This is a genomic window from Serratia montpellierensis, from assembly GCF_020858655.1.
Taxonomy (GTDB): Bacteria; Pseudomonadota; Gammaproteobacteria; order Enterobacterales; family Enterobacteriaceae; genus Serratia; species Serratia montpellierensis.
In genome coordinates this window covers 446,011-468,940 of record NZ_VOSN01000002.1, presented here as the reverse complement: position 1 = coordinate 468,940, position 22,930 = coordinate 446,011, and the positions used below count along the sequence as shown (strand labels likewise).

18 protein-coding genes are annotated in these 22,930 nt (G+C 58.8%); 5 read left to right on the top strand and 13 right to left on the bottom strand.

Going from position 1 to position 22,930, the window contains the following annotated elements; all coding sequences use genetic code 11:
- Nucleotides 1-2: 2 nt before the first annotated feature.
- The 7 genes from mraY to mraZ are packed head-to-tail and all read right to left on the bottom strand — an operon-like array spanning nucleotide 3 to nucleotide 7,436.
- Nucleotides 3-1,085 (bottom strand): phospho-N-acetylmuramoyl-pentapeptide-transferase, encoded by a 1,083-nt coding sequence (gene mraY, locus FUU19_RS03410; RefSeq protein ID WP_004932782.1) that lies wholly within the window; start codon nucleotides 1,083-1,085, stop codon nucleotides 3-5.
- Nucleotides 1,079-2,440: a UDP-N-acetylmuramoyl-tripeptide--D-alanyl-D-alanine ligase gene (gene murF / locus FUU19_RS03405; protein ID WP_230489606.1), complete on the bottom strand. Its 1,362-nt coding sequence runs from the start codon at nucleotides 2,438-2,440 to the stop codon at nucleotides 1,079-1,081. Before murF ends, mraY begins: the two co-directional genes overlap by 7 nt.
- Nucleotides 2,437-3,924 carry a UDP-N-acetylmuramoyl-L-alanyl-D-glutamate--2,6-diaminopimelate ligase gene (murE, locus tag FUU19_RS03400; RefSeq protein ID WP_230489605.1) on the bottom strand — a complete coding sequence of 496 codons (1,488 nt, stop codon included), beginning with the start codon at nucleotides 3,922-3,924 and terminating at the stop codon, nucleotides 2,437-2,439. The genes murF and murE overlap by 4 nt, the downstream gene beginning before the upstream one ends.
- Entirely contained in the window at nucleotides 3,911-5,674 is a 1,764-nt protein-coding gene (locus FUU19_RS03395) for a peptidoglycan glycosyltransferase FtsI (RefSeq protein ID WP_141970976.1), read from the bottom strand. Before FUU19_RS03395 ends, murE begins: the two co-directional genes overlap by 14 nt.
- A 42-nt stretch (nucleotides 5,675-5,716) precedes the next feature.
- Entirely contained in the window at nucleotides 5,717-6,037 is a 321-nt protein-coding gene (ftsL, locus tag FUU19_RS03390) for a cell division protein FtsL (protein WP_033651674.1), read from the bottom strand.
- Nucleotides 6,034-6,975, bottom strand: coding sequence for a 16S rRNA (cytosine(1402)-N(4))-methyltransferase RsmH (rsmH, locus tag FUU19_RS03385; RefSeq protein ID WP_230489604.1), 942 nt, complete (start codon nucleotides 6,973-6,975; stop codon nucleotides 6,034-6,036). The genes ftsL and rsmH overlap by 4 nt, the downstream gene beginning before the upstream one ends.
- Before the next feature lie 2 nt (nucleotides 6,976-6,977).
- On the bottom strand, nucleotides 6,978-7,436 hold the full coding sequence (gene mraZ / locus FUU19_RS03380) for a division/cell wall cluster transcriptional repressor MraZ (RefSeq protein ID WP_025159638.1): 459 nt from the start codon (nucleotides 7,434-7,436) through the stop codon (nucleotides 6,978-6,980).
- A gap of 862 nt (nucleotides 7,437-8,298) precedes the next feature.
- Between mraZ and FUU19_RS03375 the strand changes: the two genes are divergently transcribed.
- Nucleotides 8,299-8,739 carry an L-alanine exporter AlaE gene (locus FUU19_RS03375; protein ID WP_230489603.1) on the top strand — a complete coding sequence of 147 codons (441 nt, stop codon included), beginning with the start codon at nucleotides 8,299-8,301 and terminating at the stop codon, nucleotides 8,737-8,739.
- A 37-nt stretch (nucleotides 8,740-8,776) separates the two neighbouring features.
- Here FUU19_RS03375 and cra read toward each other — a convergent pair whose 3' ends face one another.
- The 5 genes from cra to leuO form a co-directional block, all read right to left on the bottom strand.
- Nucleotides 8,777-9,781, bottom strand: coding sequence for a catabolite repressor/activator (gene cra, locus FUU19_RS03370; protein ID WP_004932801.1), 1,005 nt, complete (start codon nucleotides 9,779-9,781; stop codon nucleotides 8,777-8,779).
- 218 nt (nucleotides 9,782-9,999) lie between these two features.
- Nucleotides 10,000-10,491, bottom strand: coding sequence for an acetolactate synthase small subunit (ilvN, locus tag FUU19_RS03365; protein ID WP_004932806.1), 492 nt, complete (start codon nucleotides 10,489-10,491; stop codon nucleotides 10,000-10,002).
- Between the two features lie 2 nt (nucleotides 10,492-10,493).
- Complete coding sequence (gene ilvI / locus FUU19_RS03360; RefSeq protein ID WP_230489601.1) at nucleotides 10,494-12,212, bottom strand: acetolactate synthase 3 large subunit; 1,719 nt, start codon at nucleotides 12,210-12,212, stop codon at nucleotides 10,494-10,496.
- Nucleotides 12,213-12,528: 316 nt separating this feature from the next.
- A complete protein-coding gene (locus FUU19_RS03355) occupies nucleotides 12,529-14,337 on the bottom strand; it encodes an AMP-dependent synthetase/ligase (RefSeq protein WP_230489600.1) in 1,809 nt (602 codons plus the stop codon).
- Nucleotides 14,338-14,802: 465 nt separating this feature from the next.
- Entirely contained in the window at nucleotides 14,803-15,750 is a 948-nt protein-coding gene (leuO, locus tag FUU19_RS03350; protein WP_141970980.1) for a transcriptional regulator LeuO, read from the bottom strand.
- 871 nt (nucleotides 15,751-16,621) lie between these two features.
- Here leuO and leuA point away from each other — a divergent pair.
- Genes leuA through leuD form a run of 4 tightly spaced genes read left to right on the top strand, consistent with a single transcriptional unit; the run spans nucleotide 16,622 to nucleotide 21,304 of the window.
- Nucleotides 16,622-18,196 (top strand): 2-isopropylmalate synthase, encoded by a 1,575-nt coding sequence (leuA, locus tag FUU19_RS03345; RefSeq protein WP_004932820.1) that lies wholly within the window; start codon nucleotides 16,622-16,624, stop codon nucleotides 18,194-18,196.
- 2 nt (nucleotides 18,197-18,198) lie between these two features.
- The gene (leuB, locus tag FUU19_RS03340; RefSeq protein ID WP_025159635.1) at nucleotides 18,199-19,290 is read left to right on the top strand and encodes a 3-isopropylmalate dehydrogenase; all 1,092 of its coding nucleotides are present in this window, start codon (nucleotides 18,199-18,201) and stop codon (nucleotides 19,288-19,290) included.
- A gap of 1 nt (nucleotide 19,291) precedes the next feature.
- On the top strand, nucleotides 19,292-20,692 hold the full coding sequence (gene leuC, locus FUU19_RS03335; protein ID WP_230489599.1) for a 3-isopropylmalate dehydratase large subunit: 1,401 nt from the start codon (nucleotides 19,292-19,294) through the stop codon (nucleotides 20,690-20,692).
- A gap of 9 nt (nucleotides 20,693-20,701) precedes the next feature.
- Nucleotides 20,702-21,304 carry a 3-isopropylmalate dehydratase small subunit gene (leuD, locus tag FUU19_RS03330; protein ID WP_141970984.1) on the top strand — a complete coding sequence of 201 codons (603 nt, stop codon included), beginning with the start codon at nucleotides 20,702-20,704 and terminating at the stop codon, nucleotides 21,302-21,304.
- A 37-nt stretch (nucleotides 21,305-21,341) separates the two neighbouring features.
- On the opposite strand, the gene FUU19_RS03325 is transcribed toward leuD, so the two are convergent.
- Nucleotides 21,342-22,814, bottom strand: a complete 1,473-nt coding sequence (locus tag FUU19_RS03325; protein ID WP_230489598.1) for a DASS family sodium-coupled anion symporter — start codon at nucleotides 22,812-22,814, stop codon at nucleotides 21,342-21,344.
- Nucleotides 22,815-22,930 lie beyond the last annotated feature (116 nt).

The window sequence follows — 22,930 nt, the reverse complement described above, 5'->3', positions numbered from 1 at the left end:
GATTAACGCACCTTCAGCGTTGCCAGGCCAATCAGCACCAGCATCAGCGAAATGATCCAGAAGCGCACGATAACGCGCGGCTCCGGCCAGCCTTTCAATTCATAGTGGTGGTGAATCGGCGCCATGCGGAAAATGCGTTGCCCGCGCAGCTTGAACGATCCCACCTGCAGGATCACCGACAGCGTCTCTACCACGAATACGCCGCCCATGATCACCAACAAGAATTCCTGACGCAGCAGCACCGCGATGGTGCCCAGCGCGCCGCCCAGCGCCAACGAACCGACGTCGCCCATAAACACCTGGGCCGGGTAAGTGTTGAACCACAGGAACCCGAGGCCAGCGCCGACGATGGCGGTACACACGATCACCAACTCACCGGCATGACGCAGATACGGAATATGCAGGTAGTTGGCGAAGTTCATGTTACCGGTCGCCCAGGCCACCAGCGCGAAGCCGGCCGCCACGAATACCGTTGGCATGATCGCCAGGCCGTCCAGGCCGTCAGTCAGGTTGACCGCGTTGCTGGTGCCGACGATGACGAAATAGGCCAGCAGGATGTACAGCAGGCCCAGTTGCGGCATCACGTCCTTAAAGAACGGCACAACCAGCTCGGTGGCTGGCGTGTCTTTTCCTACGGCGTACATGGCGAATGCGACAATCAGCGCAATCACCGACTGCCAGAAATACTTCCAGCGGGCGATCAGCCCTTTGGTGTCCTTACGCACCACCTTACGGTAGTCGTCGACGAAGCCGACGATGCCGTAACCCACCAGCACAAACAGCACGCACCAGACATACGGGTTGGACGGGTAAGCCCACATCAGCACCGAAATGGTGATAGAGGTCAGGATCATGATGCCGCCCATGGTCGGCGTGCCGCGCTTGCTGAAGTGCGACTCGGGGCCGTCGTTACGCACCACCTGACCGAAGGACATTTCTTGCAGACGCTTGATCACCCGCGGGCCCATCCACAGCGACAGGAACAGCGCGGTCAGCAGGCTGACAATGGCTCGGAACGTCAGATAAGAAAAGACGTTGAAGCCTGAGTAATACTTGACCAAATGTTCGGCCAGCCAAACTAACATGGTGCTTTCTCCTGTAACGCGCGTACTACCTGCTCCATTGCGGCACTACGTGAACCTTTGATTAACACGGTGATGACCGCATGTTCCGACAGTAATTCCGCCACGCGCGCGATCACTGCTGTCTTGTCCTGATAATGTTCGCCGTTGCCGGAGGCTTCGCTCAGCACGCGGCTCAACCCGCCGACGCTGATCACTTTGTCGACCCCGGCCAGACGGGCGGCCTCGCCCACCTGACGGTGGCACTCTTCCGCTTCTGCGCCCAGCTCGGCCATGTCGCCGACCACCATCACGCGGTAGCCCGGCATTTCCGCCAGTACCTGCGCCGCCGCGGTCATCGACCCGACGTTGGCGTTATAGCTGTCGTCCAGCAGCAGCTTGCCTTCGGCCAGCGCCACCGGGAACAGACGCCCCGGCACCGCCTGCAGTTGTTTCAACCCCTGACGCACCGCTTCGAGGGTGGCGCCCACCGACATCGCCAGCGCCGTGGCCGCCAGCGCGTTGGCCACGTTGTGGCGCCCCGGCAGCGGCAGCGCGATCTCGGCGGTGCCGAACGGGCTGTGCAGCGTGAACTGCGTGCCTGCGCCGTTCACCCGCACGTCGTCCGCGAAGAAGTCCACGCCTTCGGCAGCCTGCGGCGAGAAGCGCCAGACGGTTTTGCCGCCCAGCATGCTCTGCCAGTGCGGCCAATCGTTGTTATCGGCGTTGACGATCGCCACGCCATCGGCCGGCAGGCCGGTAAAGATTTCACCTTTCGCCTGGGCGACGCCGGCCAGCGAGCCGAAGCCTTCCAGGTGCGCCGCCGCCAGGTTGTTCACCAAAGCGGTCTGCGGACGCGTCAATGCGGTGGTGTAAGCGATTTCGCCAATGTGATTAGCGCCCAGCTCTATCACGGCAAAGTCATGCTGCGGCTCCAGACGCAACAGCGTCAGCGGCACGCCGATGTCGTTATTGAAGTTACCGGCGGTATACAGCACTTCGCCGCATTCACGCAGAATGGCGGCGGTCATTTCTTTCACCGATGTCTTGCCCGAGGAGCCGGTCAGAGCCACCACGCGCGCCGGCACCTGCTGACGCACCCAGGCGCCAAGCTGCCCCAGCGCCAGACGGGTGTCTTGCACCACCAGCTGCGGCACGTCCACCAATAAGCGCTTCCTGACCAGCAACGCCCCGGCACCTGCGGCTACGGCATCCGCCGCGAAGTCGTGAGCGTCAAAACGCTCGCCTTTCAGCGCCACAAACAGGCAACCGGCGGTCACCTTGCGGGTGTCTGTCGTCACCTCGACAATTTGGCAATCGGCGCCAATCAGTTCAGCGCTCAATACCTCAGCCAGTGTCTGAAGAGAGACAGGGATCATGCCAGCACCCCCAGCAGTCGGGCGACCGTCGTGCGGTCGGAGTAATCCAGGCGGCGGTTGCCCACCAGTTGATAATCTTCGTGGCCTTTGCCCGCCACCAACACCACATCCTGCTCCTGCGCCTGCATGATGGCGCTGGTTACCGCTTCGGCGCGGCCGTGGATCACCAGCGCCTGCCCGGCGTCCAGCAATCCGGTCAGGATGTCGTTGATAATCGCGCGCGGCTCTTCGGTACGCGGGTTGTCATCGGTGATCACCACGCGATCGGCGAACTGCTCGGCGATGCCGCCCATCAGCGGACGCTTGCCCTTGTCGCGATCGCCGCCGCAGCCGAAGACGCACCACAGCTGCCCCTGGCAGTGCAGGCGCGCGGCTTCCAGCGCTTTCTCCAGCGCATCCGGCGTGTGGGCGTAATCCACCACCACCGTCGGTTTGCCCGGCGCGTTAAACACTTCCATGCGGCCGCAGACCGGCTGCAGGCGGCTGCCGGTTTCTACCAGCGCCTCCAGCGGATAGCCCAGCGAAAGCAGCGTCGCCAAGGCCAACAGCAGGTTGCTGACGTTGAAAGCGCCCATCAGGCGGCTTTCGATTTCGCCGTCGCCCCAGTTGGAGCTGAAACGAACGGTGGCGCCGTTGTCGTGATAATCGACCGCCGTGGTTTTCAGCCAGCGGCCGTGGCCGCCCGGCTGCAGTTTGCCCTGCATCGTCACCGCCACCGCATCCGGCAGCTTGCCGAGCCAGCGCTGACCGACTTCATCGTCGGCGTTGATGATCGCCTGCCCCACGCTGTGGGCGGCGAACAGCGACCATTTAGCCGCCTCGTAATTGGCCATGTCACCGTGGTAATCCAGGTGATCGCGGCTCAGGTTGGTGAAGACCGCCGCGGCGAACGGCAGCGCCGCCACCCGGTGTTGCACCAGACCGTGGGAAGAGACTTCCATGGCGGCAAAGGTCGCGCCCTGTTCCGCCAACTCGTTTAATACGTGTTGAACATCCACCGCAGAACCGGTGGTATTCTCGGTCGGACACACTTGGCCCAGCAGGCCGTTGCCGACGGTGCCCATCACCGCGCTGGTTTCGCCCAGCAGTTGGCTCCACTGCGCCAACAGCTGCGTAGTGGTGGTTTTGCCGTTGGTGCCGGTCACGCCGACCAGACGCAGACGCTCGCCCGGCTGGTGGTAAAAACGCCCGGCCAGCGCGGAAAGGCGCTGGTTCAGTTGGCTCAGGTAGATCACCGGCACGCCGTGCATTTCAACGATGGCGCCGTCTTCGGCCTGACCGTCAGCTTCGGCGATCACGGCGGCGACGCCCTGCGCGATGGCCTGCGGAATATAGCGGCGCCCATCCGTTTGATGGCCGACAACGGCGACAAACAGATCCCCGGCAGCCGCCACACGGCTGTCTAATGTCATTTCCCGCAGCGCGCGCCCGGGTGCCGTCGGCACCCACGGGGCGAGTAAGTCGCGCAAATTACGATCTGCCACCTGAACCCTCTTTCTTGTTAATCACTAATTCGCTTTTGTCACCGGTAGGCAATGCGTCAGGCTCGACGTTCATGGTGCGCAATACGCCGCCCATGATGGCACCGAACACCGGCGCGGAGATTGCGCCACCATAGTATTTCCCACCCTGCGGGTCGTTGATGACGACCACCAGGGCAAAACGGGGGTTACTTGCCGGCGCGACGCCGGCGGTATAAGCGATGTATCGGCTGACGTATTTGCCGTCCGGGCCCACTTTTTTCGCGGTACCGGTTTTGATGGCGATACGGTATCCCTTGATGGCGGCTTTCACGCCGCCGCCGCCCGGCAAGGCCACGCTTTCCATCATGTGCACCACGGTGCGCACCAGAGGTTCAGGGAAAACGCGTTCGCCGGCGACCGGAGGGTCAACCTTGGTGATCGACAATGGGCGATACACGCCCAGGCTGCCGATCGTTGCATAGACTCGCGCCAACTGTAACGGAGTTACCATCAGCCCGTAGCCGAAAGAGAAGGTGGCCCTCTCTATGTCAGACCACCGTTGTTTTTTTGGGTATATGCCACTGCTTTCTCCGACCAGCCCCAAATTGGTCGCTTTTCCCAGCCCAAAACGAGAGTAAGTATCTACTAACGCTGAGGACGGCATCGCTAACGCCAGCTTTGAAACACCGACGTTACTCGACTTCTGCAAGATCCCGGTCAATGACAGCTCCGAGTACCGCGCCACGTCTTTGATCTCGTGGCCCTGAATGCGGTACGGGATGGTGTTCAGCACGCTGTTTTCTCTCACCACGCCATTTTGCAGCGCGGTCATCACCACCATCGGCTTCACGGTTGAACCGGGTTCAAAAATATCGGTGATAGCACGGTTACGCATGGTTTCTTTCGGCGTACCGGCCATGTTGTTCGGGTTGTAAGACGGGCTGTTGGCCATCGCCAGCACTTCGCCGGTGTTCACGTCGATCAGCACCGCAGTGCCCGATTCGGCCTTGTTGAACGCCACGGCGTTGTTCAGCTCGCGATACACCAGCGCCTGCAGGCGCTCATCGACGCTCAGCACCAGGTTGTGCGCAGCCTGGCTGTCGACGGAGGAAATATCTTCGATCACCCGGCCGAAGCGGTCCTTACGCACCGTTCTTTCGCCCGGTTGCCCGGTCAGCCAGCGGTCGAAGCTCTTCTCGACACCTTCGATGCCTTGCCCGTCGATGTTGGTCACGCCGATGATGTGCGACGTCACCTGCCCCGCCGGGTAGTACCGGCGCGACTCCTGCCGCAGGTAGATCCCCGGCAGCTTGAGCTTGTGGATGTAGTCGCCGATCGCCGGGTTCACCTGGCGCGCCAGATAAACGAAGCGCCCTTTCGGGTTGGCGTTGATGCGGTTGGAGAGTTGGTCCAGCGGGATGTTCAGCGCATCGGAAAGCGCTTTCCAACGGCTGTCCAGCGTGATACCGCCGCGCTCGTTCAGCTCTTTCGGATCCGCCCACACCGCATTGACCGGCACGCTGACCGCCAACGGACGGCCGGCGCGATCGCTGATCATGCCGCGCGCGGTCGGCACTTCCTGCACGCGCAGCGAACGCATGTCGCCTTCTTTCACCAGACGATCGGGGTTGATGACCTGCAGGTACGCGACGCGCAGCATCAGGCCGACCATCGCCAGCAAAATGCAGCCGCACAGCAACGCAAAACGCCAGCTGACAAAGCTGGCCTGATCTTCCTGGCGTCTCATCTTACCGGGGCGCGCTGCTTTCATGCGTTTCCTTTCTACTCCGTGTCATTATTCCGGTTAAACCATTCATTGTTTAACGATGATATTTTCCTGCGATGGATCAACGTGTTGCATCTGCAGTTTTTCTGTCGCGATACGTTCAACCCGGCTGTGATCGCCGAGGGCGTTCTCTTCTAAAATCAGGTTGCGCCACTCGATATCCAGCGCATCGCGCTCCAGAACCAGCTGTTCGCGCTCGGCGGTCAGCAGGCGGGTGCGGTGCGCGGTGGTCACCACGAAAATCGCGGAGACCAGTGACGCAATCAGTAAAATCATGGGGATCTTGGCGTTGCGCAGCAGGTCGCCGCCAATGACCCCGACCAAACCGTGACGTTCGTTGCCGATCACGCGGGCATCCTCTCAGCAATACGCAGCACCGAGCTGCGCGCACGCGGGTTGTCCGCCACTTCCGCTTCCGACGGCATCATTTTGCCCAGCGCTTTCAGCGTTCGCCCGCCCATGCTGCGCAGTTGCTCTTCGGTCAACGGAATGCCCGCCGGCACCTGAGCGCCGCGGCTATGGTGACGCATAAAGCGTTTGACGATGCGGTCTTCCAGCGAGTGGAAGCTAATGATCGACAAACGGCCCTGTGGGGCCAGCACTTCCAGCGCGCCGTCGAGCGCACGCTCGATCTCTTCCAGCTCGCTGTTGATATAGATACGAATCGCCTGGAAGCTGCGCGTCGCCGGATGTTTGTGCTTTTCACGGAACGGGCTGGCATCGGCAATCAGATCCGCCAACTCTTTGGTGCGCGTCATCGGCTCCACGCGGTTTCTTTCCTCGATGGCGCGCGCGATGCGCTTGGCGAAACGCTCTTCGCCAAAGGTTTTCAGCACCCAGGCGATGTCGTCCGCCTCGGCCTTCATCAGCCATTCCGCGGCAGACAGGCCGGTGGACGGATCCATGCGCATGTCCAGCGGACCATCGCGCATAAAGGAGAATCCGCGCTCCGCATCGTCAAGCTGCGGCGAGGAAACGCCCAGATCGAGCAGAACGCCGTCGATCTTGCCGACCAGTTCGCGCTCCCGCACATAGTGCGACAACTCGGAAAATGGGCCGTGTACGATGGTAAAACGAGGATCTTCAATAGATTTGGCGGCTGCAATCGCCTGAGGGTCACGGTCAATCGCCAGCAAGCGCCCTTCCGGCCCCAGCTGGGACAGAATCAGACGAGAATGGCCACCGCGACCAAAAGTACCGTCGATATATATGCCGTTGCTGCGGATGTTGAGGCCGTTGACGGCTTCGTCCAGCAGGACGGTGGTGTGTTTATAGTTTTCCAACATGCTTATAGCGACAAGTCCTGTAGCCGCTCAGACAACGGTTCCTGAGTCGACTGTTCAGCGTCAATATCATCCTTGACTTGTTGATACCAGGTCTGTTCATCCCACAGTTCAAACTTGTTGAACTGACCGACCAGCATCACTTCTTTCGTGAGTCCGGCGTGCTGCCGCAGCGTATTGGCGAGCAGCAAACGACCGGCACTATCCATCTGACACTCACTGGCATGCCCCAGCAGCAGGCGCTGAACGCGGCGCTCGGCGGGATTCATGCTCGACAGACGTGATAATTTTTGTTCAATAATTTCCCATTCGGGCAAAGGATAAAGCAGCAGGCAGGGCTGATGGAGGTCAATGGTACAGACCATTTGGCCTTGCGATTCCTCGTTGAGCAATTCCCGATATCGGGTAGGTACGGCGAGCCGCCCTTTGCTGTCGAGGTTGACCATCGTCGCTCCACGGAACATTCCTGAGCTACCCCTTAGTGACCGTTTTCACCACTTTACCCCACAAATTCCCACACAATGGAGTTTACGGAGGGTATGAAAACCTTGTCAAGCCAGAGCGCCAGCGCTTTGGCAATATTTCTCTGGTCATTTTGGGAGCTGACTCGCGAAAGAAACTCTGATTATTCGACGATTAAAAATTAACATCATGATAAACGGAGAGAATTTTCTAAGCGGAAAGAATCTGATTAAAAACCTGACGAACTGGCGATTAATTAACTCATTACTTCCTTCTGCAAGCCATGTCTCATTTTTCAGCTCGGCAATCTCAGGGCCGTAACCGCTGGCGAGCCGCGCCCGCCAAGGCTCGGCGTCGGGCGAACCGATCGCGGAATAAGGCCATAACTCCTTGAGTTAATAACGCTCAATCGTTATTCACCGTAAAACCGGGCGCTATTTTACTTCAATTTGCATGGCCGTGATGCGGCCGCGATAAAAATAAATGGTTCGGATATTACGAGCAGAAGTAATTTCGATTTAAATCAATTTGGTAAGATTATTCCCAAAATACCTGTTTACAATTATGGTTTCATTTTCTTACACCTTTATTTCCACAATTTTTGCCGGAAAAAATCCCCTTCAAACATCAAAAATCGCAACCTTATGTTTTTTATCGATTTATTTAAAAATGCCGATTTTAATCTCTCCGCCCCATCCTGAACCTCCGTTCTACGGGACAAAAACCGAACAAATGTTAAAAATAAAAATATAAATCTAGTTAAAAAACACAATGCAGATTAGTAAACTAACAATAATGCTAAAAACTAGAATTAACATCCAATTATTAATAATTTAACGGCATTTTAACCAATAGGGATAACACATGCTTTCGCCCGCCGCTCACTGGCGTAGCGCCGCTGCCGATACGTTCGCACTGGTGGTGTACTGCTTTATCGCCGGTATGGCGATAGAAGTGTTGATCTCCGGCATGAGCTTCCAGCAATCCCTCTCTTCGCGCCTGCTGTCGATCCCGGTCAACATCCTGATCGCCTGGCCTTACGGCCGCCATCGCGATCTGTTTATCCGCACGGCGCGCCGCTGCCCGCGCGGCCAGTTCGTGCTGCGCAACCTCGCCGACCTGCTGGCCTACGTCAGCTTCCAGTCGCCGGTTTATGCCGCCATTCTATGGAGCGTAGGCGCCGACGGTCAACAAATGCTGGCGGCGGTCACCAGCAATGCGCTGGTCTCCATGGCGATGGGCGTGGTGTATGGCTATTTCCTGGAGTATTGCCGGCGGCTGTTCCGGGTGGCGGGGTACGTTTAAATCAGGAGCCCAACACGCCGGGCTCCTGTAGAGCGAACTATTTGCGGCTCAGGCTACCGCGGCGGAACAGATTGCGGCGAATACGCGTCAACCCCGGTTTGGGTTTACGCGGTTCGTCCAGGCTGGCCAACACCAGCTCCAGCACGCGTTCGGCTACGTCCCGATGGCGCTGCGCCACCGCGAGCACCGGGCACTCGAGGAAATCCAACAGTTCATGGTCGCCGAAGGTGGCAATCGCCAGATCGGTCGGCAAACGGCCACGTTGCTTCAGCGTCACGTCCATCACGCCCTGCAACAGCGAGAACGAGGTAGTGAACAACGCCTGCGGCATCGGGTGCGTTTTCAGCCATTCGGCAAACAGCGCGCCGGCGGCTTCACGTTCATAGCTGTTGGCGTACAGATAATCGACGTGGCGGGGATCTTCTTGCCAGGCCTGACGGAAGCCCTGCTCACGCAGGAAGCTCACCGAAAGCTCCGGCAAGGCGCCCAGATACAGCACCGATTCAGCCGGGAAGGTGCGCAGCTCCTGCGCCAGCGCAAAGGCGTCTTCCTGATCGGCCCCGACGACGCTGATGAAATGCTCGCGATCCAGCGCGCGGTCCAGCGCGATGATCGGCAGCGGATCGTTGGCCCAGCGTTGATAGAAAGGATGCTCCGGCGGCAAGGCGGTGGAGACGATGATGGCGTCCACCTGGCGCTGCAGCAGGTGCTCAATACAGCGCATTTCGTTGTCCGGCTGATCTTCGGAACAGGCGATCAGCAATTGGTAGCCACGCTGGCGCGCCTGGCGTTCCAGGTAGTTGGCGATGCGGGTATAGCTGGTATTTTCCAGATCCGGGATCACCAGACCGATAGAACGGGTACGCCCGGCACGCAGCCCCGCCGCGACGGCATTCGGGTGATAGTTATGCTCCCTGACCACGGCCATCACTTTCTCGACGGTTTTATCGCTGACACGATACTGCTTCGCCTTGCCGTTGATGACGTAACTGGCCGTCGTGCGCGAAACGCCCGCGAGACGCGCGATTTCATCCAGTTTCACATTAACCCCTTAATGACGCTGAAAATAGAAGTGAAGGCTGTGCTCGGATTAACCATGACATCCCGTGCGGTTATTCAATCCAGCCTCTGCGATCTAACAGCAGAAAACACTGCCTAGCAACCGCTTTTGCCGAAAGGTGCCAGCAATCGGGCAAAAAATACCGAAAAACAAAGGGCGCAGCCACGCCGCGCCCCCGATTATTCGCCGCCAGACCGCGCTCAGCGCATGATTTTGTCGCCGCGCGACACGCCAACCACGCCGGAACGGGCCACTTCCACGATCTCCGCCACTTCACGCACCGCGCTCAGGAAGGCGTCGAGCTTGTCGCTGGTGCCGGCCAGCTGTACCGTGTACAGCGTCGCCGTCACATCAACGATCTGGCCGCGGAAAATGTCGGCGCAGCGCTTCACCTCTTCACGGCCGTAGCCGCTGGCCTGCAGCTTCACCAGCATGATCTCGCGCTCGACGTGAGCGCCCTGCACCAGCTCGCTGACGCGCAGCACGTCCACCAGCTTGTGCAGCTGTTTCTCAATCTGCTCCAGCACTTTCTCGTCGCCGACGGTCTGGATAGTCATGCGCGACAGCGTCGGATCGTCGGTCGGTGCCACCGTCAGGCTCTCGATGTTATAACCGCGCTGAGAGAACAGCCCGACCACGCGCGACAACGCGCCGGATTCGTTTTCCAGCAAGACAGATAAAATACGGCGCATGATCAGGTCCTCTCCGTTTTGCTAAGCCACATTTCGTCCATGCTTCCGCCGCGGATCTGCATCGGGTAAACATGTTCGGTTTCATCGACGGTCACGTCGACGAACACCAGCCGCTCTTTTTCCGCCAGCGCCTGCGCCAGCTTGCTTTCCAGCTCATCCGGCGTGCGGATGGCGATGCCGACATGGCCGTAAGCCTCGGCCAACTTGACGAAGTCCGGCAACGAATCCATGTAGGACTGCGAGTGACGGCCGGAATAAATCATGTCCTGCCACTGCTTCACCATGCCCAGATAGCGGTTGTTGAGGTTCACCACCACCACCGGCAGGTTATATTGCAGCGCGGTGGACAGCTCCTGAATGTTCATCTGAATGCTGCCGTCGCCGGTCACGCACACCACAGTTTCCTCCGGCAGCGCCAGCTTGACACCCAATGCCGCCGGCAAACCGAAGCCCATGGTGCCGAGGCCGCCGGAGTTGATCCAGCGGCGCGGTTTGTCGAACGGATAATAGAGTGCGGCGAACATCTGGTGCTGGCCCACGTCCGAGATGACATAGGCGTCGCCTTTGGTCAGGCGGTGCAGGGTTTCGATCACCGCCTGCGGCTTGATGGTGCCGCTGTGCTTGTCGTAACCCAGACAGTCGCGGGCACGCCACTGCTCAATAGACTGCCACCAATCGCGCAGCGCGTCGTGATCCTGCGCTTTCTCGTCCTGCGCCAGCAGCTCCAGCATCTGAACCAACACCTGCTTGGCATCGCCGACGATCGGAATATCGGCGTCCACCGTTTTGGAGATCGAGGTCGGATCGATATCGATGTGCAGCACAGTGGCGTCCGGGCAATATTTAGCGAGATTATTCGTGGTGCGATCGTCGAAGCGCACGCCGACGGCGAAGATCACGTCGGCATGGTGCATGGTTTTGTTGGCTTCATAGGTGCCGTGCATGCCGAGCATGCCGACGCTCTGACGATGGGTGCCGGGGAAAGCGCCCAATCCCATCAGGCTGCTGGTCACCGGCAGGTTCAGCTGCTCCGCCAACGCCAACAGCTCGGCCTCGCAACCGGCGTTGATCGCGCCGCCGCCGACGTACATCACCGGCTTTTTGGCCGCCAGAATGGTTTGCAACGCGCGTTTGATCTGCCCGCGGTGCCCCTGCACCGTCGGGTTATAAGAACGCATACTCACGTCCTGCGGGTAGGCATAAGGCATCCGCACCGCCGGGCCGACGATATCTTTCGGCAGATCGATCACCACCGGGCCGGGGCGGCCGCTGGAAGCCAGGTAGAACGCCTTCTTCAACACCGCCGGGATGTCTTCGGTGCGTTTTACCAGGAAGCTGTGCTTCACCACCGGGCGAGAAATCCCCACCATATCGCACTCCTGGAAGGCGTCGTAGCCGATCAGCGAGCTGGGCACCTGCCCCGACAGCACCACCATCGGGATCGAGTCCATGTAGGCGGTGGCGATGCCGGTAATGGCGTTGGTGGCGCCGGGGCCGGAGGTCACCAGCACCACGCCCACTTCACCGGTGGCGCGCGCGTAGCCGTCAGCCATGTGCACCGCCCCCTGCTCGTGGCGCACCAGAATATGATCGATCCCTCCTACCGTATGCAGGGCGTCGTAGATATCGAGCACCGCCCCGCCGGGGTAGCCGAATACATGCTTAACGCCCTGATCGATTAACGATCGGACGACCATCTCGGCTCCTGACAACATCTCCATGGGTTTGCCTCCAGGCTTGCTTATTCTTCTCTGGCGCCGGAACGTAGCGCCTGCTGCGGGGCAATGCCCCAAAGTTTTTATGGGTTGTCGCTATCGAATTAACATAACGTCAGAATATGGGGCAGGCAAACGGCAAAATAGCTTAACGGTAGCGGGGTTATTGCCAAGCGGCTGGAGATCGCGGCTTTATAAAAACAATGCGCTAGCCCTGGGGTTATCGGGCTAGGCATTGTTTCGAACAGGGGGAAAATTACAGAACTAAATCAGGCGAAGAATATGCCGTTTTTTTCGCCGGACGCGCGTTCCGGCGGCGGCGTCAGGCCTGCTCCTGGTACATCGAGTCGATTTCACGCTGGTAGCGCTGCAGGATCACTTTACGGCGCAGCTTCAGCGTGGGCGTCAACTCCCCCAACTCCATAGAAAAGGCCGCCGGCAGCAGAGTGAACTTCTTCACCTGTTCGAAGCGCGCCAGCTCCTTTTGCATTTCGCGCAGGCGCTTTTCGAACATCTCGAGGATCTCGCCGTTGCGCAGCAGCTCCAGACGATCCTGGTATTTCAGGTTCACTGACTTCGCATACTCTTCCAGCGACTCAAAGCACGGCACGATCAGCGCGGAAACGAACTTGCGCGCATCGGCGATGATCGCCACCTGCTCAATAAAGCGATCCTGCGCCAGCGTGCCTTCCAGCATCTGCGGCGCGATGTATTTGCCGCCGGAGGTTTTCATCAAATCCTTCAGGCGCTCGGTGATGAACAGATTGCCCTCTTCATCGATCGCCCCGGCGTCGCCGGTTTTCAGCCAGCCGTCTGCGGTAAAGGTCGCGGCGGTTTCCAACGGCTTGTTGAAATAGCCGCGCATCACGATCGGCCCGCGCACCTGGATTTCATTTTCTTCACCGATGCGCACCTCAACCTCCGGCAGCGGTTTGCCGATAGAGCCGAAGCGGAAATGCCCCTCTTCCCAACAGGAGACGGTCGCACAGGTTTCGGTCATGCCGTAACCGTACTTGATGTTGACGCCCATCGCCTGGAAAAACAGAATCACATTGTCGTCCAGCTTGGCGCCCGCCGCCGGCAGAAAGCGCACCCGGCCGCCGAGGATACCGCGCAGCTTGCTCAACACCAGCTTATCGGCCCAGCGGTGGGTGAAGTCGAACAGTTTGCCCAACGGTTTACCGGCGCGTTCCTGCAGGAATTTGCGCTCGCCGCAGACGATCGCCCAGTGGAACAACGCACGGCGCAGCCAAGGGGCGCGCGCCACTTTTTCGTGCACCGCGCTGAAAATCTTTTCGTAGAAACGCGGCACCGCACACATCAGCGTCGGGCGGACCTGCCCCATCGCTTCCCGCACCCAGTCGGTGTTCGGCAGGAAAACGTTCTGCGCGCCAGAATGCATCACAAAGAAGCTCCAGGCCCGTTCAAAAACGTGCGACAGCGGCAGGAAGCTGAGCGATACATCTTCTTCGCCGACCGTCAGCCTTTCATCATGCAGGTAAAGCTGCGCCGCCAGGTTGCGGTAGTCCAGCATCACCCCTTTCGGCTCGCCGGTAGTGCCCGAGGTATAGATCAGGGTGAAGAGATCCTGCAGGTCGCACTCTTCAATACGCTGCCGACGTTGAGCGGCAAAAGCCGCCGGATCGGCAGCGCGTTCGAAGACGCTCAGATGCTGTGCGATCTCGCAGCCGCGCAGATCGGCCCCCTCGTCGAAGACGACAATATGACGCAGCTGTGGGCAGACGCCGCGCAGCGCGATGGCGGCGTCAAGCTGCGCCTGCTCGCCGACGAACAGTATACGGATGTCGGCGTCGTTGGTGACGAACGCCGCCTGTGCCGGCGTATTGGTGGAATACAGCGGCACGCTGACGCCGCGCAGATGCAGGATAGCGAGATCGGCCAACGCCCAGGCCATCGTGTTATTGGCGAAAATACCGATGCGTTCTTGCACGTCGACGCCAAGCCCCAGCAGCCCGGCGGCAATGCGATCAATACGAGTGGCGGCCTCTCCCCAGGTCAACTGAAACTCGCCGTTGGGCGACCATTGGCGAAAAGCTGTGCGATCGGCTCGGTGGATGATTTGATGCTGTATACGATGGATAAGATGGTATTGCAGCAGATTAGTGATCATAGTGCTCTAAGCCTGAAATGAATCATACAGTTAAGCCTGAACGACGCCTTGCGGCCCTCATCTCAGCTTACACGTGTTTACTTTTTTCCGCGCAGTCTACCTACTCTCAGGCAGAGGGAAAAGTGATTTCAGCGTAGAAGTGTGAGCCAAAACTCAGGCCGGCTTTCGCGCTTCCATAGGTTGGACAGAATGGGAAGGAAAAGGTTTGGTGGCGGCAATAAAACGCGGCCCATTCGGGCCGCCGCATCGGTTAGTTTAAAATACCAGCCGGGAAGTAAAAATCAGAATATTAATTTATATTAATTATTTTTGCTGAACGAACAAACCCACTCTGAAAATAAGTTATTTTATCGCCGTAAAACCAAGAAACATCTTAATAAAAACACAGATAGTTCTTAGCTTTTATCATGAGAAAAAAACGCTCAGTTGAATATTATCTTTATTTGGTTCCCATTTTTTATCGCTTTACTTTGGGTTACCGGCCTCAATCAGGACGGATTTCATCCACTGGTGGCCTTTATCCCGCTCGGAGGATTCATGCCAGGAGAGATAGCAAGTGGCTTTATTATCGTTGCCACATAAAGGAACCGCCTTTATTTTCAACGCCTCCGCCTGTTGCCGCACCAACCAAGCGGGCGCAATCGCCACCATTTCCGTTTGCGACACCATATTCAACACGCTGTAAAGATCCGTGCACTGTTGCGTCACGGCGCGCAGCATCGGTTCCTCTAAATAAAAAGGTTTACTGAACGATCCAAAACTTTCTAGGGAAACCGCAGCGTGCTGCTCGGCCAGTATGTGCTCCGGCGTCACCTCCTCGCCTATTCTCGGATGCGCCTGCGCAACCGCCAGCACTAATTCGTCGTCGAACATCGCCAGGCTGCGAAACTCCGCCGATTCGAAACGGCTGTAGCCGATGACAAACTCGACGTCCTGATAACGCAATTGATGCTCAATATTATTGTTGATGTACGATTTTATTTGCAGGTTAAGCTGCGGCGCGATCTGTTTGACGTGATTGATTATCCCGGCGCCCAGACGCAAATCGAGCGGGCTGCACAGCGACAGGGAGAACGCTCGCGTGCTGGTCAACGGTTCGAACTCGGCGCCCGGCAACTCATTTTGCACCAGCTGCAGCGCTTGCCGCACCGGCCCAAAAAGCTGCCTGGCCCGCATGGTGGGCTGGATCCCGCGCCCACAGCGCACGAACAGCTCATCGTTGAACATCACCTTCAGGCGCGCCACCGCATTGCTCACCGCCGGCTGCGACATCCCCAACGAATTAGCGGCTCGCGTAATATTTTGCATTTGCATCACGGCGTCAAACACCGTCAGCAAATTAAGATCGACGCTGCGCAAATGAATGTCCGCCGGCTCTTTGACCATGGCGATTTCTGAATCATATTCAGCCATATTTCACTCCACTAAATCCTGTGTAGATAATCTAATCCTTATGCTCGACAAACAATGAAACGCCGCATTGTCTTATCTTTGCACGACAAATCCTGCCATTACCGCCATCAGCCGATAAAAAACCTCGTGTTATCGTCACGATATAAGTCGTATATGGAATGCATGTCAGCAGCTTCTCCCGTCAGCGGGAAGAATGCCACCTGGGTGGTACTAATAATTAGGTATCAACAATGATTAATACAATTAAACAACCTAACCGCACAGTATGGGACAAACTATAAAAACACATCATAAGCAATCAAACCATCTAAAAACACCGCTCACTTTGTGTAAAAACGCATTATTTTGTTATATTATGACTAAAACAATCAATTAATCATATGAATTCAATTTAAATCATTTGTATTAAAAATGTTATTTTATTGCCCCCCGTGATTAATCGCTCTTATTTTTCATTACAAATCTTAACGCAACGAAATCCAGAAGCAATTAGCGCAGTCTCTATTCGATTCGTTTATGCTAAGCAGCGCGCAAACTGGCCCCGTTTTTTCTCTAAGGCGTCGCTTTTTTGCCGCATGATCCTCTGTTTGGCCCCTTGGCCGGTGCATTGTCCCCGCATTCAATCAGGTGTTGACATCGCCAGGCCAATCACGTATCAAATTAGGCAGACACCCAATTTAAGAGAAGCTGAACCATTATGATCCGTACTCACCGTCTACTAGGCCTACTACTTAACGCATCTTGTTTGCGCGGTATGCCTGTGGACGAAGTTCGGAGCTGACTCAGCCGATCACCCATAAGAAACCCGCGCTACTGCGCGGGTTTTTTTTTGCCCGCTTAGCGTGAAATCAACACGATAAGGAATGCACCGATGAGCCAACAAGTCATTATTTTCGATACCACGCTGCGTGATGGCGAACAGGCATTGCAGGCCAGCCTGAGCGTAAAAGAGAAGATTCAGATTGCGCTGGCGCTGGAGAGAATGGGCGTAGACGTGATGGAGGTTGGCTTCCCGGTCTCTTCGCCGGGCGACTTCGAGTCGGTGCAAACCATCGCGCGCCAGATCAAGAACAGCCGCGTCTGCGGCCTGGCCCGCTGCGTGGACAAAGACATCGACGTGGCCGCCGAAGCGCTGCGCGTCGCTGAAGCGTTCCGCATCCATGTGTTCCTGGCCACCTCGACCCTGCACATTGAATCGAAGCTGAAACGCTCGTTCGATGAAGTGTTGGAGATGGCGGTGCGCTCGGTCAAACGCGCCCGCAACTACACCGACGACGTAGAGTTCTCCTGTGAAGACGCCGGCCGCACGCCGATCGACAATCTGTGCCGCGTGGTCGAAGCCGCCATCAACGCCGGTGCCACCACCATCAATATTCCGGACACCGTCGGTTATACCACGCCGAACCAGTTCGGCGGCATCATCACCACCTTGTATGACCGCGTGCCGAACATCGACAAAGCCATCATCTCCGTACACTGCCACGACGATTTAGGCATGGCGGTCGGCAACTCCATCGCTGCGGTACAGGCCGGTGCCCGTCAGGTGGAAGGTACCCTGAACGGCATCGGTGAGCGCGCCGGCAACTGTTCGCTGGAAGAGGTGATCATGGCGATTAAAGTGCGCCAGGACATCATGAACGTGCACACCAACATCAATCATCAGGAAATCTTCCGCACCAGCCAGATCGTCAGCCAGCTGTGCAACATGCCGATTCCGGCCAACAAGGCGATCGTCGGCTCCAACGCCTTCGCCCACTCCTCCGGCATTCACCAGGACGGCGTGCTGAAGAACCGCGAAAACTACGAAATCATGACCCCGCAGTCGATCGGCCTGAAGGACGTGCAGTTGAACCTGACCTCCCGCTCCGGCCGCGCGGCGGTGAAACACCGCATGGAAGAGATGGGCTACCAGGAGCAGGACTACAACCTGGATACCCTGTATGCCGCCTTCCTGAAGCTGGCCGACAAAAAAGGCCAGGTGTTCGACTATGACCTGGAGGCGCTGGCCTTCATCAATAAACAGCAGGAAGAGCCGGAGCACTTCAGCCTGGGCTACTTCAGCGTGCAGTCCGGCAGCAGCATCATGGCCACCGCCTCGGTGAAACTGATCTGCGGCGGCGAAGAGAAAGCCGAAGCCGCCACCGGCAATGGCCCGGTCGATGCGGTTTATCAGGCGATCAATCGCATCACCGACTACCCGATCGAGCTGGTGAAATACCAGCTGACCGCCAAGGGCCATGGCCGCGACGCGCTGGGCCAGGTAGATATCGTGGTCTCTTACAACGGCCGCCGCTTCCACGGCGTAGGTCTGGCGACCGACATCGTCGAGTCCTCCGCCAAGGCGATGGTGCACGTGTTGAACAATATTTGGCGCTCACAGCAGGTAGAAAAAGAAAAGCAGCGCCTGCAGCAAAACAAACATCAAAATAATCAGGAAACGGTGTGAACATGACGAAGACTTATCACATTGCCGTCTTGCCCGGAGACGGCATCGGCCCGGAAGTAATGGCTCAGGCGCGCAAAGTGTTGGACGCGGTGCGTCAACGCTTTGACATTCGCATCACCACCGCCGAGTACGACGTCGGCGGCATCGCCATCGATCGCCACGGCAGCCCGTTGCCGGCGGCAACCGTCGCCGGCTGTGAGCAGGCCGACGCCATCCTGTTCGGCTCAGTGGGCGGCCCGAAATGGGAACACCTGCCGCCGGCCGAGCAGCCGGAACGCGGCGCGCTGTTGCCGCTGCGCAAGCACTTCAAACTGTTCAGCAACCTGCGCCCGGCGCGCCTGTATCAAGGGCTGGAGGCATTCTGCCCGCTGCGCGCCGACATCGCCGCCCGCGGCTTCGACATTCTGTGCGTGCGCGAACTGACCGGTGGCATCTACTTCGGCCAGCCGAAGGGCCGCGAAGGCCAGGGCATGCAGGAGCGCGCTTTCGATACCGAGGTGTATCACCGTTTCGAGATTGAACGCATCGCACGCATCGCCTTCGAATCCGCCCGCAAGCGCCGCCACAAGGTGACGTCGATCGACAAGGCCAACGTACTGCAGAGTTCTATCCTGTGGCGTGAGGTGGTCAATCAGGTCGCCAAGGATTACCCGGACGTGTCGCTGTCGCACATGTATATCGACAACGCCACCATGCAGCTGATCAAGGATCCGTCCCAGTTCGACGTGTTGCTGTGCTCCAACCTGTTCGGCGACATCCTGTCCGACGAATGCGCGATGATCACCGGTTCGATGGGCATGTTGCCGTCCGCCAGCCTGAACGAGCAAGGTTTCGGCCTGTACGAACCGGCGGGCGGTTCCGCGCCGGATATTGCAGGCAAAGGCATCGCCAACCCGATTGCGCAGATCCTGTCCGCCACCCTGTTGCTGCGTTACAGCCTGGGCGCCGATGAAGCGGCCGACGCCGTGGAGCGCGCCATCAACCAGGCGTTGGAACAGGGCTACCGCACCGCCGATCTGGCCGGTGACGGTAAAGCCGTCAGCACCGATGAAATGGGCGACATCATCGCTCGCTTTGTAGCTCAGGGGGCATAACATGGCCAAGACCTTATACCAGAAGCTGTACGACGCCCACGTGGTGTACGAAGCACCGAACGAAACGCCGTTGCTGTATATCGACCGTCACCTGGTGCACGAAGTCACCTCACCCCAGGCGTTCGACGGCCTGCGCGCCATGGGCCGCAAGGTGCGCCAACCCGGCAAAACCTTCGCCACCATGGATCACAACGTGTCGACCCAGACCAAAGACATCAACGCCAGCGGCGAAATGGCGCGCATCCAAATGCAGGAGCTGATCAAGAACTGCGCGGAATTCGGCGTTTCGCTGTATGACCTGAACCACCCGTTCCAGGGCATCGTGCATGTGATCGGACCAGAGCAAGGCATGACGCTGCCGGGCATGACCATCGTCTGCGGCGACTCGCACACCGCCACCCACGGGGCTTTCGGCTCGCTGGCGTTCGGCATCGGCACCTCCGAAGTGGAACACGTGCTGGCGACCCAGACCCTGAAGCAGGGCCGCGCCAAGACCATGAAGATTGAAGTCACCGGCGACGCCGCCGAGGGCATTACCGCCAAAGACATCGTGCTGGCGGTGATCGGCAAAACCGGCAGCGCCGGCGGCACCGGCCACGTGGTGGAGTTCTGCGGCAAGGCGATCGAAGCGTTGAGCATGGAAGGCCGCATGACCCTGTGCAACATGGCGATCGAAATGGGCGCCAAGGCCGGGTTGGTTGCGCCGGACGACACCACCTTCGCCTACCTGAAAGGGCGCCAGTTCGCGCCAACCGGTGAAAACTGGGAGCAAGCGGTCGCTTACTGGCGCACGATGAAGTCCGACGCCGACGCCCAGTTCGATACCGTGGTGACGCTGCGCGCAGAAGAGATCGCGCCGCAGGTCACCTGGGGCACCAACCCCGGCCAGGTGATCGCCGTCAATCAGGCGATCCCGGCGCCGGAATCGTTCAACGATCCGGTCGAGCGCGCCTCTGCGGAAAAAGCCTTGGCCTACATGGATTTGAAGCCGGGCATCAAATTGACCGACGTGCCGATCGACAAAGTGTTCATCGGCTCCTGCACCAACTCCCGCATCGAAGATCTGCGGGCGGCGGCGGCGGTAGCCAAGGGGCGCAAGGTCGCCAGCGGCGTGCAGGCCATCGTGGTGCCGGGATCCGGCCCGGTGAAGGCCCAGGCGGAAGCCGAAGGGTTGGACAAAATCTTTATCGAAGCCGGTTTCGAATGGCGTTTGCCGGGTTGCTCAATGTGTCTGGCGATGAACAACGACCGTCTGAATCCAGGCGAGCGCTGCGCGTCCACCAGCAACCGTAACTTCGAAGGGCGTCAGGGCCGCGGTGGGCGCACCCACCTGGTCAGCCCGGCGATGGCCGCCGCGGCCGCCGTCGCCGGTCACTTCGCCGATATCCGTGACATTCACTAAGGGGCTAACGTGGCTAAATTTACTCAACATACCGGCTTAGTGGTGCCTTTGGATGCGGCCAACGTCGACACCGACGCCATTATTCCCAAGCAGTTCTTACAGAAGGTCACCCGTACCGGCTTCGGCCAGCATCTGTTCAACGACTGGCGCTTCCTCGACGACGCCGGCCAACAGCCGAACCCGGCGTTCGTGCTGAACAAACCGCGCTATAAAGGCGCCAGCATCCTGTTGGCGCGGGAAAACTTCGGTTGCGGTTCCTCGCGCGAGCACGCCCCTTGGGCGCTGACCGACTACGGGTTCAAAGTGGTGATCGCGCCGAGCTTCGCCGATATCTTCTATGGCAACTCGTTCAACAACCAGCTGTTACCGGTGACGCTGAGCGAGCAGCAGGTGGATGAGCTGTTCACTCTGGTCGGCGCCAACGAGGGGACGGAGTTCGTGGTGGATCTGGAGAACCAGACGGTCAATGCCGGTGGCAAAAGCTACCCGTTCGAAATCGACAGCTTCCGCCGCCACTGCATGATCAACGGGCTGGACAGCATCGGCCTGACGCTGCAGCACGAAGCGGACATCTCCCGCTACGAAGCGCAGCAGCCGGCGTTTTTGAATTAATCCCCTTCACCCGCCGCCCGGCGGGTGAATTTTTTCCTCACCAGTAGCCCAGCAGCTTCCACCATGCCCCGCCGATCAGCATCCAGATCAGCAGGTTAACCACACTCATCACCAGCCCCGCTTTCCACCATTCCCCCAGCGTCACGTAGCCGGAGCCGAAGATGATCGGCGCGGTGCCGGTGCCGTAATGCGTCAACGACATCATCAGCGAGGAAGAGAACGCCAGGATCAGGCCCAGCAGCGCCGGTGGCGCGCCAAGCGCGATGCCGGCGGCGAAGAAGGCGGCGAACATCGCCGTCACGTGCGCCGTGGTACTGGCGAAGAAATAGTGCGAATACAAATAGATAATGGTCAGCAAGATCGTACCGCCCACCCAGCTCATACCCATATGGTCAATGCCGTTGCCCACGGTCTGCGACAGCCAGCCGATCAGCCCCAGCTTGCCGAGGAAGCTGGCCATCATCACCAGTGCCGAGAACCACACCACGGTGTCCCAGGCCCCTTTATGCTTCAGCACATCCTCCCAGCTCAGCACACCGGTGGCCAGCAACACCGCCAGGCCGATCAGCGCCGCGGTGGTGGGATTGACCGCCAGCGCCGGGCCGAAGATCATCGCCGGAATGCCCGCCCACAGCACCAGCAACAGCGCGAACACCCCAAGGGTAATTTTCTCAGGTAGCGTCACCGGCCCCAGCGCCTGCAGTTTTTCGCGCGCGAAGCGCGGCGCGTCTGGGGTGCTTTTCACCTCCGGCGGATACAGCAGGTAGATGACCAACGGCATCACGATCAGCGAACACAGCCCCGGCACCAGGGCAGCGATCGCCCACATCGACCAGGACAGCTCGAAGCTGCCGTGGGTGCCTTTGGCGATCAGGCTGACGATCAACGGGTTAGGCGCAGTGGCGGTGATAAACATCGCCGAGGTAACCGGGTTGATGTTGTAGTTCACCAGCGACAGGTAGCGGCCGATCTTGCCGGAGGTATTGAGCTCCGGTTTGGAGCCGAAGCTGTCGGCGATCGATTTCATGATCGGGTGAATGATGCCGCCGCCGCGCGCGGTGTTGCTCGGCGTCACCGGCGCCAGCGTGGTTTCCGCCAGCGTCAGCGCATAGGCGATGCCCAGCGTTTTTTTGCCGAACAGCGAAATAAAGTAATAGCCAATGCGCGCGCCCAGCCCGGTTTTGTTCAGGCTGAGGGAGATCATGATCGAAAAGCCGATCAGCCAGATCAGTTGGTTGGAAAAACCGCTGAGCGCATCGTCCAGCGCGGCGCCCGGCTTGCCGGGATTGGTGACGCCGGTCACCGCCACCAGGGCGATGGCGATCACTGAGACCGCGCCAATCGGCATTGCCTTGCCGATGATGGCGATGATGGTGCCGATAAACAGCGCCAGCAGCTGCCAGGCGTTGGGCGCAACGCCCTCCGGCACGGGAATGAGGAACCAGATAATCAGCGTGGCGGCGAGGGCGCACAAGGAAGGAAGCGGTTTGAGCGGTGTGAGTTTATCCATAACGTTCCCACTGTTCTAAACAACAAGGCGGCATCTCAATAGCGAGACGGGCGTGGGCGCAACGATCGCGCTCCATATGCCTTCAGCTTGGGCGTCCGCTTCAGCCTTCTCAATGA

Coding starts and splice junctions, on each gene's coding strand:
- mraY (WP_004932782.1), bottom strand. CDS start 1,085: ATGTTAGTTTGGCTGGCCGAACATTTGGTCAAGTATTACTCAGGCTTC.
- murF (WP_230489606.1), bottom strand. CDS start 2,440: ATGATCCCTGTCTCTCTTCAGACACTGGCTGAGGTATTGAGCGCTGAA.
- FUU19_RS03395 (WP_141970976.1), bottom strand. CDS start 5,674: ATGAAAGCAGCGCGCCCCGGTAAGATGAGACGCCAGGAAGATCAGGCC.
- rsmH (WP_230489604.1), bottom strand. CDS start 6,975: ATGTTGGAAAACTATAAACACACCACCGTCCTGCTGGACGAAGCCGTC.
- mraZ (WP_025159638.1), bottom strand. CDS start 7,436: ATGTTCCGTGGAGCGACGATGGTCAACCTCGACAGCAAAGGGCGGCTC.
- FUU19_RS03375 (WP_230489603.1), top strand. CDS start 8,299: ATGCTTTCGCCCGCCGCTCACTGGCGTAGCGCCGCTGCCGATACGTTC.
- ilvN (WP_004932806.1), bottom strand. CDS start 10,491: ATGCGCCGTATTTTATCTGTCTTGCTGGAAAACGAATCCGGCGCGTTG.
- ilvI (WP_230489601.1), bottom strand. CDS start 12,212: ATGGAGATGTTGTCAGGAGCCGAGATGGTCGTCCGATCGTTAATCGAT.
- FUU19_RS03355 (WP_230489600.1), bottom strand. CDS start 14,337: ATGATCACTAATCTGCTGCAATACCATCTTATCCATCGTATACAGCAT.
- leuO (WP_141970980.1), bottom strand. CDS start 15,750: ATGGCTGAATATGATTCAGAAATCGCCATGGTCAAAGAGCCGGCGGAC.
- leuA (WP_004932820.1), top strand. CDS start 16,622: ATGAGCCAACAAGTCATTATTTTCGATACCACGCTGCGTGATGGCGAA.
- leuB (WP_025159635.1), top strand. CDS start 18,199: ATGACGAAGACTTATCACATTGCCGTCTTGCCCGGAGACGGCATCGGC.
- leuC (WP_230489599.1), top strand. CDS start 19,292: ATGGCCAAGACCTTATACCAGAAGCTGTACGACGCCCACGTGGTGTAC.
- FUU19_RS03325 (WP_230489598.1), bottom strand. CDS start 22,814: ATGGATAAACTCACACCGCTCAAACCGCTTCCTTCCTTGTGCGCCCTC.